Origin of the sequence: Pseudomonas sp. A-RE-19, from assembly GCF_019956555.1 — a bacterium.
GTDB lineage: Bacteria > Pseudomonadota > Gammaproteobacteria > Pseudomonadales > Pseudomonadaceae > Aquipseudomonas.
The window spans coordinates 12,225-26,103 of record NZ_JAHBDQ010000055.1; the positions used below are offsets into that span (position 1 = coordinate 12,225).

At 47.2% G+C, this 13,879-nt stretch carries 11 protein-coding genes and 1 pseudogene; 7 read left to right on the top strand and 5 right to left on the bottom strand.

What is annotated here, in order from left to right; genetic code table 11:
• Positions 1-220: 220 nt before the first annotated feature.
• Both KGB14_RS23340 and KGB14_RS23345 read left to right on the top strand, forming a co-directional pair.
• The gene (locus tag KGB14_RS23340) at positions 221-1,357 is read left to right on the top strand and encodes an ImmA/IrrE family metallo-endopeptidase (protein ID WP_223489004.1); all 1,137 of its coding nucleotides are present in this window, start codon (positions 221-223) and stop codon (positions 1,355-1,357) included.
• The gene (locus KGB14_RS23345; protein WP_223489005.1) at positions 1,354-1,851 is read left to right on the top strand and encodes a DUF4411 family protein; all 498 of its coding nucleotides are present in this window, start codon (positions 1,354-1,356) and stop codon (positions 1,849-1,851) included. The genes KGB14_RS23340 and KGB14_RS23345 overlap by 4 nt, the downstream gene beginning before the upstream one ends.
• A 545-nt stretch (positions 1,852-2,396) precedes the next feature.
• On the opposite strand, the gene KGB14_RS23350 is transcribed toward KGB14_RS23345, so the two are convergent.
• Together KGB14_RS23350 and KGB14_RS23355 are read right to left on the bottom strand one after the other, a co-directional pair.
• Entirely contained in the window at positions 2,397-2,897 is a 501-nt protein-coding gene (locus tag KGB14_RS23350; RefSeq protein WP_223489006.1) for a DUF3916 domain-containing protein, read from the bottom strand.
• A gap of 133 nt (positions 2,898-3,030) precedes the next feature.
• Positions 3,031-3,360 (bottom strand): hypothetical protein, encoded by a 330-nt coding sequence (locus KGB14_RS23355; protein WP_223489007.1) that lies wholly within the window; start codon positions 3,358-3,360, stop codon positions 3,031-3,033.
• Positions 3,361-3,720: 360 nt separating this feature from the next.
• Between KGB14_RS23355 and KGB14_RS23360 the strand changes: the two genes are divergently transcribed.
• The 5 genes from KGB14_RS23360 (at position 3,721) to KGB14_RS23380 (ending at position 12,073) form a co-directional block, all read left to right on the top strand.
• Positions 3,721-4,071: a nucleotide pyrophosphohydrolase gene (locus tag KGB14_RS23360; RefSeq protein WP_223489008.1), complete on the top strand. Its 351-nt coding sequence runs from the start codon at positions 3,721-3,723 to the stop codon at positions 4,069-4,071.
• 15 nt (positions 4,072-4,086) lie between these two features.
• A complete protein-coding gene (locus tag KGB14_RS23365; protein ID WP_223489009.1) occupies positions 4,087-5,298 on the top strand; it encodes a DUF3883 domain-containing protein in 1,212 nt (403 codons plus the stop codon).
• 1,077 nt (positions 5,299-6,375) lie between these two features.
• Positions 6,376-7,482, top strand: coding sequence for a ParA family protein (locus KGB14_RS23370; protein WP_223489010.1), 1,107 nt, complete (start codon positions 6,376-6,378; stop codon positions 7,480-7,482).
• A gap of 5 nt (positions 7,483-7,487) precedes the next feature.
• Entirely contained in the window at positions 7,488-8,213 is a 726-nt protein-coding gene (locus KGB14_RS23375; protein ID WP_223489011.1) for a RelA/SpoT domain-containing protein, read from the top strand.
• A 464-nt stretch (positions 8,214-8,677) separates the two neighbouring features.
• On the top strand, positions 8,678-12,073 hold the full coding sequence (locus KGB14_RS23380; protein WP_223489012.1) for an NACHT domain-containing protein: 3,396 nt from the start codon (positions 8,678-8,680) through the stop codon (positions 12,071-12,073).
• A gap of 141 nt (positions 12,074-12,214) precedes the next feature.
• On the opposite strand, the pseudogene KGB14_RS23385 reads toward KGB14_RS23380, so the two are convergent.
• The 3 genes and pseudogenes from KGB14_RS23385 to KGB14_RS23395 all read right to left on the bottom strand — a co-directional run bounded on the left by KGB14_RS23385 (position 12,215) and on the right by KGB14_RS23395 (position 13,871).
• Positions 12,215-12,575: pseudogene (locus tag KGB14_RS23385) on the bottom strand (histone-like nucleoid-structuring protein, MvaT/MvaU family).
• A 64-nt stretch (positions 12,576-12,639) separates the two neighbouring features.
• Positions 12,640-12,828: a hypothetical protein gene (locus KGB14_RS23390; protein WP_223489013.1), complete on the bottom strand. Its 189-nt coding sequence runs from the start codon at positions 12,826-12,828 to the stop codon at positions 12,640-12,642.
• A 65-nt stretch (positions 12,829-12,893) separates the two neighbouring features.
• Positions 12,894-13,871, bottom strand: coding sequence for a chromosome segregation protein SMC (locus KGB14_RS23395; protein ID WP_317851050.1), 978 nt, complete (start codon positions 13,869-13,871; stop codon positions 12,894-12,896).
• Positions 13,872-13,879: the final 8 nt, after the last annotated feature.

Here is a 13,879-nt window from a genome sequence, read left to right on the forward strand (position 1 = left end):
TGCAGGTTACATATTTGCGCTTCGGGTCGTTGCGGATTTACCCCATAATCGCGCGCTCCTATCGTCGGTAGCTCTGCTTCTCGACTAATCTGTAGTCGCTGCAACCCGATCTTAAACAGCCAAGGAGAAAGGCAATGCCAGATAACTGGAACCAGCGTCAGTCGGCTGCCAAGGATGCTCTCGAACGTTTGCTGGACCCATCTGATCTGCCTGCGACCCTATGAGCCAAGCTGCCTTAGTCAATCCAAGCCTGCTCACATGGTCTCGTGAGCGTGCAGGTCTCTCCACTGAGCAGGTTGCTAAAAAGCTGCCAGTGAAACCTGATCGAGTAGAAGAATGGGAGGCTGGCGAGACCAAACCAACATTCCTTCAGGCTCAGAAGTGGGCGAGTCTCGCTCACATCCCTTTTGGCTTCCTGTTTCTTCAGCAACCGCCCGTCGAACAACTGCCTTTACCTGATCTTCGGACCGTGGGTGGGATTGCGCCTCACCGTCCCAGCTTGGAATTGTTGGACACCGTCAGGGATTCCATGCGCAAGCAGGACTGGTACCTGGAGTATCTGCAACACCAGGAGCATCAGCCGCTGGCATTTGTCGGCCGCTTCAACAGCCGATCTCGAGTCGCAGAGGTGGTGGACAATATTCGCCGGACGCTCGGCGTAAACCCTGACGCTGCTCGATTGGATTACGACAAATACAGTCGTGCCTTGATCGAGGCTGCAGAAGCGGCTGGCATTTTGGTGATGCGCAGTGGCATTGCTCTAGGAAATACTCATCGAAAACTTGAAGTCAGCGAGTTCCGGGGTTTTGCCATCAGTAATACCCACGCCCCCGTTGTATTCGTCAACAGTTCCGATGCTCCCACCGCCAGGCTGTTCACCTTACTTCACGAACTGGCCCATATCTGGATTGGTAGCAGTGGAGTGTCTGACGGAAATACCGCCAATGGTCGAGATGAGGAGCGCTTCTGCAATGCAGTAGCAGGTGAGTTTCTGGCTCCCGAAGCCCAATTTCGTGCCCTGTGGAACCCTGATGTTAACTGGGAGGACAATTTAGCTCCGCTAGCCACTCGGTTTCACATCAGTAAATTGGCGATCGGTCGCCGCGCATTGGATCTTGGATATATAAGCCAAGCTCATTACAGCGCTTACTATCTAAAGACCCTCAAGGCTTTCCAGGATGAAAAAGGTGGAGCGGGTGACTATTACCGTAACGCCACCGCGAAAAACAGCCCTCGCCTAAGCAAGGCAGTGCTGACTGAAGCAATGAGTGGCCGGATGCTGCTGCGCGAGGCTGGACACTTGCTCGGCGTGCAACCTGCCAAGTTAAGGACGCTCGCCAGTAAGATCACGGAATGAATTATTTACTAGACGCTAACACACTGATCGAAGCGAAGAATCGCTACTACGGCATGACTATCTGTCCTGGTTTTTGGCAATGGTTATTGCTGAAAAATGAAGCGTTGGCTTTATCTAGCATTGCCCCCGTAATGGATGAGCTAACCAAAGGGAATGACGAACTCGCTGATTGGGCGAAGGAGAACGCTGGTTTCTTCCACAACACCACCGATGACTCTACGCAAGAAGCATTCGCTCAAGTGGCGGGGCTTGTGGCAGATCAGGCGCCGAGAATGAAGATAGGTGCCATGGAAGAGTTCTTAGCGGGTGCGGACCCTTGGCTAATTGCAAAGGCTTTGACGACAGGTGCGACGTTAGTAACTCACGAAAGGTTGAATCGCGACGCAAGACGAAAATTCATCATTCCTAATATTTGCGAGCAGCTTAACGTCCCTTTTTTGAATACGTTTGAGTTGCTGCACAAGCTTGAAGCCAGGTTTGTGCTGCTTGTTTAAATGAGATTCGAACTGAAATGCAAAGCGATTCAGCGCTAATGTGAATTGCCTGTTTACTCAAAACTGACTTCTAAACATTTTGCCTGGCTATAGTGACGGACAGCCTCGAAAGAATGCGGGCCGCCCCGTGAGCTCATCGCTGCAATGTAGGAGCGAGCTCGCGAAAAACTCAAGCCAGCCACCACAACACCTGAGTCAACTGGTAGGGGAAGCTCTGTTACGCACATCATTGTCGGGTTGTGTAGAGAGCCTCGAGGTGTTTTTTACAAGGTCTATGCGTATGAACCCGACGAATATTCCGGTCGATGCGTTGATCAATGTGAGATTCCATCAGGGCATATACTTTTCGAAGCGATGGTGAAGCTTTCCGCGTCGTTGATGCTTCGATACAAGGTCGAGCAAGCTTTTGAAAGTTTTGAAAAGGCCTATGCACAGGTATGAAAGGAGTTTTGGAAAAGGAACAGATTGAACATTCACGCACTCGGCAAGTAATGCCTGTCAGCTCACCATAATCCCTGTGGAAGCGAGCCTGCTCGTCAAAGCCGTCAAGCAGATTCCCCTATGCACCACCACTGTACTGCGACTTCATCGTCAGGTTGAGTTACGTCATGCCCATGTTCGATGAAATTCGCTGGTGGCTGCAACGCGAGAACTTGACTGATCCGCTCTGTCATTAGAGCGTTGGTTTCACCAAGAAAACCCAGATAATAGTCCCGGTCATAGAAGACGGTGACCTCACTCTGATGAATCCATGGCCACACCAGCAGGCAAGCAACGCGGTAGTAACCCTGAGAGTGGTCAGCAGCGTTGGACAGGTGGCTAGCGGCTTCGAGCAGTTGTTGAAGGCAGAAGGCTTGAACTTCGATACTGGCTTGAGGACCTTCGACCAGGGCTGCATGCACCGGGATCTTCCAGTGTGTGTAGCGTTCCATTTGCTTGGGGCGCGGGTGAAACTCGTGACGAAAACTGGAGGCCCAGCGCTCCAGCGCGCGAAGGCGGCGGGGAATGCCTCTGAGTGGCTTGTTGCTGAGGGCGATTTGCCGCATTGATACGTCCTTGTGGTGCCGAAAAAATCTTTCGTTGTTGTCAGTTGGGGCAATGGATAAGTGGCAGGTCCATTCTCACTTCAACCATACCCCTGCCAGTATCAGTAGGTGTGAAGGGGCTCCAACCCAATCATTACTGAATATCTTTCAGATAATCCTTGAGCGCGATGAGCGGCGCTTCAAGCTGATCCATCGTCTGCGCAGTGCTGAAGTCAGCTGCCAACCTGTGCAGCTCCCGCCCCAGTGGCGTATCAACACCGCCTAAAGCTTCCATCGCCGAACCCACACAATGCGCCACTCTAAACTGAATCCCCTCAACATCCCCCCGCCGCACCAACAACCCAAACACCTCCCGCTCATAATCACTCATGATCGGATCATCCCGCAAAATCGGACTTTCACCTTCCGTCTCATAAGCCAGCTTGAAAGCGAAAAGGGCAACGGTTTCCAGTGGCAATTCCATTGTGTGAATCCTTGATTCGTTAGCCGAGCGGTTTCGGTTGTGGCGTTGAAAAGCAAGATCAGAAGATCGCAGCCTTCGGCAGCTCCTACGGGGCGGCGGGGCGAGGTCACTTTTCTACAGGCGAAAAAAAAGGCCTTGCAAAGCAAGACCTTTCTTAATTTTGGTGCCCGAGGGAGACTCGTGCGTTCCATATAGACCGTGTCTTGTAGCTCAATTGTACAGATGGGGATACAGGTAGGGATACATGGTTGCGGGTACTGACAAAATTTTTTGCCTCTTGATGTGGTTTGCTGTTGCGCAACGCAGCTGTCCGGATAGGTAATGGAGCCTATTTCGAAATGACAGGCAGAGGAACATGAGATGGACGTGGTGAAGGTTCAGCAGCAATTGCGCGACTTTGCGAAGGAACGAGATTGGGAGCAGTTCCATACCCCCAAGAACCTGGCGTCTGCTCTGGCAGTGGAGGCGGCCGAGCTGCTTGAGAATTTTCAGTGGTTAACGGATGAGCAGGCACGCTCGGTCAAGGATGACGCCGAGCGCATGCGCAGGATTGAGGAGGAAATTGCCGACGTAACCTTGTATCTATTACGTCTTGCTGACGTTCTTTCTTTGGACCTGCAGGATGCAGTTGACCGGAAGCTGAGAATCAACGCTGATAAATACCCGGCTGATAAGTCTCGCGGGAATGCCAAAAAATATAACGAGCTCTAAGGACATGAATTAGGTATGGACATCACTTCACGGATTCTTGAAGAAATTGCAAAGGGTGAAGCCCGCAAGGCCAATGGCCCGATTGAGCATTGGCTGACTACCTTAGCCACTGGGTTTTGGGGCTTCGATGCTGATAAGGAAAGTGTTTGGAACGAGCTGAAAGAGGGGGATGTCCTGGTCTTTCAGTCGATTCCACCGAACAACAACTTCGTCATAGGGCATAGTCCAAAAACGAAGACTTCTGGCTTTATTGGGGCTGGGATTGTTGAGCGTATTTCGAAAAAAACAGAACCTCGCTGGCTCTCTGAAGTGATCGAAAGCCAAAATTTGAACGTCTCATCCCCCATGATGTGGCCGAATTTAGTGCACTTTTCCGATGTGCTCTGGTTGGGGAATGTGGACCAAATTCCTGCACAAACAGTGCAGGCAATGATTGATGGATGCACGGAAGAGAAGCTTGACCTGGGCATTCATATTGCACACTTGGCAAGCAATCGCTTGTCCCTCAACGCGATGAAGGATGTTGGCTTTACATATGCCCCAATGGGCACTGGCGGGCGCCTGAAAAAAAACGCCGACAAGCTTGCCGGGCTCTTCAAGGTTCAAGCGCAACTGGCAACTCACATTGTCTACGGTGCAGTTGATCAACCGATTCTCACTCCGTCATCCACCACCGACTTTGATCCGTCGGTGTTTACCTATGAGGGCACGCGACTGCCCACAAAGAGTAAAGCCAAGCCTCCATCTATAGCTGAGGTAAAAGGCACATATTCGCGTAAGAGAGACTACCTGCAGGAGGCTGCTAATAATCAGAGCCTCGGCCTCGCAGGTGAGTTGCTCGTATTTGAGAGAGAAAAGCAGCGTGTGCGTATCGAGCATGGTGAGGAGTACGTTAGCCGGGTTATGCATGTGCCGGTAACTGAAGGGGATGGTGCAGGTTATGACATCCGCTCTGTGCGAGACACCGGTTCAGGTGTCATCCCGTATTACCTAGAGGTCAAAACCACCTCGGGAGGTGCTAACACAGCGTTCTTCATCTCTGAGAATGAGGTGAATTTTGCAGCAGCTAACCCGCAGAGCTTTGAGATTGTACGGGTCCACTCCCTGGATATCGGCAAGAAAACGTACCAGGACTATAGGCTGTCTGCTGATGAGCTATTACGCATGCCCAAAACCCCGGTGAGCTACCGGGTGAATGTTGGCGTAGAGCCTGATCAGTGTGAGTGATCATATGAGACTGCGCGCTCATTGAGATACCTGTTGTGTTGCAGTCAGTCGAGGACAACCAATTCATAAGTTTGTCCTCGACGACTCATTCGGCGCGTCAAAACTGCCGGGGCCCCTGAGGGATTGTTGACCACACGGGGTCGGAAACCCGCGGGGCTTTGATAGCGGAAGGTGCCCCAGCTTACTGAAATACAAACGTTGAAATTGAAAGGATCTTGAAGAAAAAGGGAGATCGTTACCGGAATGGTAACGGTGAGGTCTGATCGGTCATTTCGTAGGGCAAATGCACAGGTGAACAGGCAGTTCACCGGGTTCACCTGTTCACTAAGCTGGGAGTTCTCCCGCTAACAAGATCCCGCGGGTTTCCGACCCCGTACCAATCGCAATTGCCCAGGGGCCCCGGCGACCAACAACGCCCCGGGGCAAATGCAGTGGTGACCTGTGGTTCACCTGTTCGCTAAGCTGGCGTCTTTCCGCTAACAAGATCGGGCGGGTTATGCTCGCTGATGGGATGACAAAGAAAGGGGAGTGGGGATGGTTTGTGCCCCTCAAAAAACCGTGTAACACGTGTAATTCGTGTAACGAGTCCTCCAACTAACTGAATACGTTGAATATTAATCTGTTACACCAGCTCGGAGCCGTGCGTACACCCAGATGTAGAGACGCCGTCGGTGTAACAGATATTCCGGCTGGCGCAGCATCTACACAGAGGAGCTGTTGTATATGAACCGCCACACGCATTGAAGAGAGCGGGTATTTCCAGCAATTTGGGAGCCGCTTCCAGGTGTTTTTTATCGCTTTGCGGTGGGCGGTGGAGCTTCTTTTTTTGACACCCGCAGCCTGCTGAGCATTCGTCCTTGTTGAATGGCATCACTTTGTCATCACGCAAGAATGGCGGATAGCCCAGCTCTTCGTTAGCATGGAGCATGTCGCTTCAGTTTTGTTTGGCCGGAACGGTATCGCCAGGAAGCCTCGATGATCAATTTTTCACGGGTTGCCTTCAGCCAGGTTTTGACGCCGATTGTGATTTGTTTACCTGCGAAATATTAAAGTTGTAAAACTACAAGGAGAGGCTGCGTGAAAGTTATTTCTGTATTCAACAACAAAGGCGGGGTCGGTAAGACTACATTGACTTACCATCTAGCGCATGCTCTCTCAGAAAGCGGTAAAAAGGTTTTAATGATTGATGCTGATCCTCAGTGTAATCTGACAATTTACTCATTGGAACAGGAGGTTGTTCATTCTATTTGGGATGCAGAAGACTCCTTTATTGATGAAGGATTCGAGTCATCGAAGGAACGAATTGGATCAATCCAATTTGGCGTGTTAAATGCTAATACGCGCAGTCTCCATTATTTACTGAAGCCCACCGAGGAAGGTACGGGCGAGTTAGAATACCTTCCGCCCCCCTATAAGATAAGTAAAACACTTCATATTGTACCTGGTCGATTAACACTGCATCTTTATGAAGAGAAAATTGCTAGCCGTTGGACCGATGCGTATCGTGGAGAACCACTAGCAATTAGGACAATTACCAAAATCAGATCTCTCGCTGAGCAGTATGCTGATGAGCATGGTTATGACTACGTAATTGTTGACACATCACCAAGTTTAGGTTCATTAAACAAGGTTATTATTTCTACGGTTGATGGCTTTTTTGTTCCCGCCTCTCCTGATTTATTTTCCCTGTACGGAATTAGAAACATTGGTAAAGCTCTGTCCGCATGGAAAGAAGAGTTTGAGATAATTTATAAGCTTATTTCCGCTGAAAAAAGACATAGCTTTCCAGAGAAGTTCGTAACTTTTCTTGGGTATACAATATATAATGCAAAAAAATATAGCGGTTATAATAATAAGTGGGATCTAGCTCATGCGCATCTGAATTATGCTAATCAAATCCCAGTAATTATTGAGCGCTGTATAGGTGAAGAACTTCGAGCTCATCTTTCACGAGAGCTGCTAGCCGAACCGATAGGCGGAACTCTTGTTATGCATAGTCATAATACCTTTCCGTCCATGGCTCAGCATTATCATAAGCCAATGTGGCAGGTGCCCTATGCTGGCAACATTGAGGCAGAACATGTGAATACCCTGAGAGGTGCAACTCAACGTTACATAGATACTAGAGCTAGCTACATAGCTTTTGGTGAGGCTCTCATATCTCGAATTAAGCTACTGGATTAGCCAAAATGCCTAGAGAAGCCAATATAAATGCTGCGGTTGAAGCGTATAAAAATGAGAAACATTTTTTTGAGAAGTTTTTAAATGGTGTGGTGGATTCATTTAGATTGGAGCCCAGCCTTAATCGTTATGGTAATCCATTAATTTATACTATTAAAAGTCGGCTTAAAAATACTGAGCATTTAAAAGAAAAAATCTCGAGAAAGTGGTCGAGTGAGAAGCCGATAACTGCGGAAAATCTTTTTACACAGGTGACCGATCTTGCTGGAGTAAGAGTTCTTCATCTTTATCAGGATCAGTTTCCTGAGATCCATGCTCATATAATTAAGCAAGTCGATATGGGGGACTGGTTCTTTAGAGAACCGCCAGTTGCATATTCTTGGGATCCAGAAGCGAGTAAATTTTTTGAGTCACTTGGTCTCACCGCCGAGACCCGTGAGACATATTATACCAGTATCCATTATGTGGTGAGCCCAAAGCGCGACTCAACTATTTATTGTGAGATACAGGTTAGAACACTATTTGAAGAGATATGGGGTGAGATTGATCACTCTATAAACTATCCGACGCCAACGACTAGTCGTTCCTGCAAAGAGCAATTAAGAGTTTTGTCTAAACTAGTATCAACCGGCACTAGACTTGCGGATTCTATTTTTAGAAGCCAGAAAGAATTAAAAGAACTGGAAGCTGAAGTTTCAATCGTTAGAGGCGAAGAAGCGTTGCCTCGCGAGTGAAATATTGTTCTTGTTTTTTTGCTTGGTTTACACCAGGTGGGCGCGATTTCAGTCACCTTGCCGACTGGAATCGACCCAAATGCTTTAGTTTTGACTGAATGTTAGAGACGGTAACTGAAGTTGCTTTTCTTTCCGGCTTATCTAATCTCAAGTCGCATAACGCGAGAGAGGACTCACCTTTGATTGTTTTCTGCCTCCAGCGCTGAATGAATGCTGCATAGGTGCACACCGGTGCAGAGGTCCAATGCGCTGGAATTCCACTTAGCTCAAAGTGGCAATATGGCGTTTGAAATTATTATTGCGAAACGCTTAATATATGCTATCACTTATACAGTTAAAGTTAATTATTTTCGTCTGGTGCCTATGGGTCTTTATTAATGAATATTTTGGGCTGAATATAAGTGCAGTGATAAATTCATAAACTTAAAGGCCGAATGTTTTTGCGGTAATTGAGGATTAGTAACATGAATAAGGGATTGCAGTTGACAAATATTAAGCGCCTGCCGGCGGTGCTTTCTCTCTCTAAAATTCTTCCCGCTGGAACGGAAGGTGGAAAAGAATTTGCTAGAATAATCGGCTTGCTTTTATTCAATAATGCAAGAAAAAACAATACAAGTTTTTTCCTGTTTGATGACGCATCCGGTGATTTCGAAGGGTTAGATGGTTACTCAAGAAAAAATAAATCTAAAGATACCGTGGGTTATCAGTATAAATTTTATCCGTCCCCGTTAAGCGATGCCCATCGTGTCGATATTAAGAAATCTTTAGCGAACGCACTTGAGAGAACGAATCAGCTAAAGCTGAAGAAGTGGATACTTGTTACTCCTGACGATTTAAAGAACTCCGCTACGCGGAGGGATGGTGGTGATGTAAGCTGGTTTGAAAAACTTCGTGAAGAAAATTCTAGTGTTGAGATTGAACATTTTGGTCACACTAAAATTTTATCTTTGTTTTTAGAGGCACAATTTCTTTGTTTGTATTATTACCCTTCTTTGATAATCTCAGGAGTTGATCAACAGAAATCTATTCAGGAATGCAGGGCGCAATATGACGATAATATGCGAAAGCGTTATGGTCGTATAGAGTTTGTCGGCATGTCCGTGTATAAGGAAGAAGCTTCTCGCCGAATTCCTCTAGAGAAAATCTATATACCACTTTCCGTTGTGCCGGAAAGATCAGTAGAGGAAACTGAAGATACACCGAGAATGAACCCGCTGGTATTTCTCAAGCCAGGGGCAAAAAATATTATCCTCGGAGATCCTGGCTCAGGTAAATCAACTTTACTAGGCTTCCTGGCGCTTGCGGGAATTAATAAAGATTTGCAAGTTCGATGCGATACTGTTGAAGATTCACGATTGACTGTTGTAGTAACATTGCGTCGGTATGCAGATGAACTAAAATCTCGAAAAAATTTACCTTTGCTTGATTACATATTGGAAGTTGCAAGGGCTGACTTTAGTATGGGTGGGCTTTCACAGTCATTCTTTAGTTATTATGTAGAAAGTGGTCAGGCGATAATACTGTTTGATGGTCTGGATGAGCTGCCAAGTAAGGAGTTTAAGTCGATAATTCGTCAAAGGATAGATTCATTCGTTCAAGGATTTCCTGCTAATACGGTTATAGTTACCTCCAGATTGGTAGGTTATGATGCGGAAATTAGATTTGATGAGTCTTATGGCCATTTTCGAGTAGCAAAACTCAAAGTAAATGAAATTGAAAAATTCATTGTGGATTGGTATACGGCTCGGATTGACGATTCAGTTGAAAAAGACCGAAATGCTGCCGATCTGATTAAGATTATTACTTTGCCTGATAGTGATTCAATTAGAGCGCTCGCGCGAAACCCGTTGCTTTTGACAATTGTCGCGTTGGTTCACAGGATTGACGCGGTGCTTCCAGATCAACGTGTTGTGTTATATCAGAAGTGTACGGAAACTCTTTTAAATACTTGGTATAAGGCAAAGCGTCAAGATGAAGACGCTGTAAAAGGCCGAATTGAGCGTCGAAATAGGCTCAGAGTAGAGGCCATTGCCTATTGGATGCATCGCCGAAGTTTAAAAGGCAAAGGGAGATCAGTAGCTCCTCGTGAAGAGTTGATATCGTTTCTCACAGATTATATTGCCTCTAATGAAACCATACGTCCAATGGATGATCTTGCTGAGGATCAGGCCGAGGTCTTTGTAGATTTTATCAGGAACTCTGCAGGGCTGTTGATTGAGGCAGGGGATGGGCTTTATAGCTTCATTCATTTAACCTTTCAGGAGTATTTGTGCGCGACTCATCTGGCTGCGTTTGGTGAGAGGGACGGAACGCTTTCCATTTGGAAAGAGCTACGAGGGGATTTGCAAAATCCCCGGTGGCGTGAGGTGGTACGGCTTTTAGTTGCTAGCCTAAGATCAACGCAGGCGCAAGCTTATTTTGTAGACAAGCTGCTTGATGAGCAAGTTGAGAAGAAGAGAAGAGATACTTGTCTGTTATTGCTTGGGCTTTTGCGGGACGGTATCGAACCCGCCGAGATCAAAACAAAAGAAATTATCGAACACTCCATTGATACGTTGCTAAAGATAGATGGTGTCGATGGAGTTGATGATGTCCGGGTTATAATAAACTCTATGCTCAATTGGCTGGTCAAGGAATTATCTAACGTTGAGGCGTGTATTCAGATATGGGGTGATGTATATGCGCACTCAAAACCAGAAGAGCGCGTAAAAATGCTGTTACTGGCCACTGCCTTAGTACTACACGACGATAAGAAAGATCTAGTTCATCTTCTGCCACCACCTCCATCCCCAGAATATAGCCTTGTCACCTCATTGCTTTACGCAGAATCAAAAGCAGGTCAGGCTGAAGTTCTATCTAAAAAGCTGTTCCATCTGTCGGTAGTCTGGGGGTTTCATAGCCCAGGAACCAATCTTGAAGCTGTGCTAACTTTCTGTACATCAATTTTGCTAGACGGACGAGAGTCGGTAAAAAGAATGTTTCTTCGAGAGTTGACTCTGCTCGGTATGCCAGGTCATGGCCCACATGGTGATAACGGTGTCAATATTGTCAGCATCGCTTCCGCCGGTACTGAATATCTTCCGCAATCTGTGAGCGTTGCGTTGGAGACTTACATTGATACAAAAAACAAGTTCAAAATTGGCAGGGACTTTTCAGCGCTTGAAGCATGTATCGATGAAAATCTTAAGAAGATGTCGGATAAAAGGGAGTCGGTTGTAAAGCGCAGGAAGGCAAAGTTGGATCATCTGAGGGCATTTGCCAAAGATCAGGGAATCAGCCACAAACTCTTGAAGCCGTTCAATAGTCGTGAAATAGATGAGAACGCTCACCTAATTCAAACGTCATTTTTTTCGAAAAGAAAGTCCGCGCCTGATTATTTTTGGTCAATGCTTAGGTCTTCTGAAATATTTACCGTGAATTATCGTAGGACTATAGAGCTAGCATCCGAAGTCAAGATGACAGGGTTGTGGGTTGAAGCTTTGCAAACGTCGTTAATTCAATCCGTGCCTGGAGCTATCACAAGATTTTTTAGTCAGAAGCAGTGGGATTCGTTGATTAAAAAAATTTCCCTGAGACAAATAGATGAAGAAGACATCTATATGATCGCTTGGTTAATCCTTTTCGATATCTGGGTTTGGTGCGGGAGAGGATATGAGGGTAAAGAGTCGTTTATTGTTAGATTGACAGGTGAGTTGAAAACGTTTGGTTATGAGGAGTTGGTTCCTATAAAGCTCTCAATGCTCATTCGTGATCTAGTTTGTCAGCCTACGCAAGAAGGTAAAGATCGTCTTTCGGATTACTGGCAAAATAACTTAGAAGCAAAATCTTTACTTGCAGATGCTTGTTGGGGGTTAAGATGATGGCGAATAACTTATCTAAGTTGGGTTTAATGGCGATGAGCGGGGTTGCTTTAATTGATGTTCATGCATTGCTTTTGTAAGTTATAAATGGATCATCGCAGAAATGGGCCCAGTGGTCCGTTTCTGCGATAATGGATTGATTTATTTAGCCCGCCAGCCTTCCACCACGTCGGAGCCGTGCTCGTTTTTCCAATCTTTAGCGTCTTTTGATTACCGCCTTGTGTCTCTACGACTTCGCCAGTGTGCGGGTTCTTGTAAGTCTTCAGCTCGCGAGGCTTACGAGTGCCGGTCGAGGTAGCCGAAGTTGGACCGCGTTTAGTGCTCTGTGGATCAAATTGATGATGTGCTTCAAGCTGAAACCGTATTGGTCCAGCAGGCATCGAAACTTTGTCTCGAACTCGATTTCTGTTTTCAGAGCGCCATCCCCCTTCAGTGCCTCCAGGGCTCGGAGCTGCTCGGTCAAATGTTTTTCCAGCTGATGGTATTCGACAAGTTTAGACATAAACGTTTCCTGATATGTGTTTTGAAGATGTTTATCTGAATAGTTTTAATATAAAAGTTCAGCGTTACTGTCGGCCTTTTAACTGGCTTTCGACGTGGCTCATCTCAGCCTTTATCAAATTGACCGTGAGCGACTCGACCTTCGTGGTGTTTCCGGATTTGATATCCACGATTTTTAGCAATGCGGCCAAATGATTTTTGCGCGCCTTCAAGGTTTCGGTCCAGCTCGCGCTGCTTTGTACTTGAGTGATCATGACTTTAATCCTGTCGGGGTTCTAAACAGCCCACGTGCGCAGGCTGCTTCAGGTGGCTCAGCGCGTTACAACGAGAGAATCTCTCGCACGGTGTACTTATAGGAACGCTCCGACAAATCACTGCTAGTCCAGTTATGAAAATTTTCACCCTGTTCAGGGAGGGTCAATTTACTGAGGCCGATTTGATCGCGGTCAATCAGGCGATAGGCGGCCCAAAGCTTTCCCCCCATGTCCAGCAAAGCTCGGGCTTGTTCGTTCCACTGCTCCTCCAATACCATTTGCGCAAGAAGCAGCGCTGTTCTTTCGATGGCTATATATTCTCTTTGAGCTTCAGCAATATGTTGGTCGACGGTAACCAGCTCCTGCTCCAGTGCGTTCATGATCAGGTGTTGTCGACGATTGTGCTCGGTCGCAGTAGCGAGGTTTTTCGCCGCCTTCTGCGCATCGGTGTTGGCGTTCTTTTCGCCTTCGGTGTCTCCCCAGGCTACGGCTTGGGCATAAGCGGTTGCAGCGTCGGTTTCGGCTTGCCGGGCTTTGGCCATGTCTTCGGTTGCTTGCTGCTGGATCTGTTCCAATCGGGTGCTGAGGCTATCTCGTTTCTCGTTGAGTTCTTGCTCATCCGCTTTCCAGTTCGCCATCGATTCGGTGTAACTCGCCATCAAAGTGTCTTGATTGGCGAGCTTCTCGCGTCGAGCAATCTGATTGCTCACGATGCTGGCTTGGTGCTTTCGAGAGTCGTAGGGGATTTTCAGTTCGTTGTACTGTTTCCGGATTTCATATGCGCGATCAGCGTCCATGACCTCATCGCCCTCCAACAACGCTTCCAGCGGAGCCATCTCTGTATACAGTCGCTCGGCTTCACTCAGGAGTTTGTCGCGGCGGACTTTCAGCTTTTCGATTTCGTCCAGCAGCAGCTGTTTCTTTTCGCCATACCCGGTCGCTTCACTGGCGCCCGAAATAGGCTGTTCAAAGACAGTGGCCTTGCTTTCCAGCTCGTTGGCCAGTAGTTCGCGTTGATCTGTGGATGCTTGAAATTCATTCATCTGTCTTG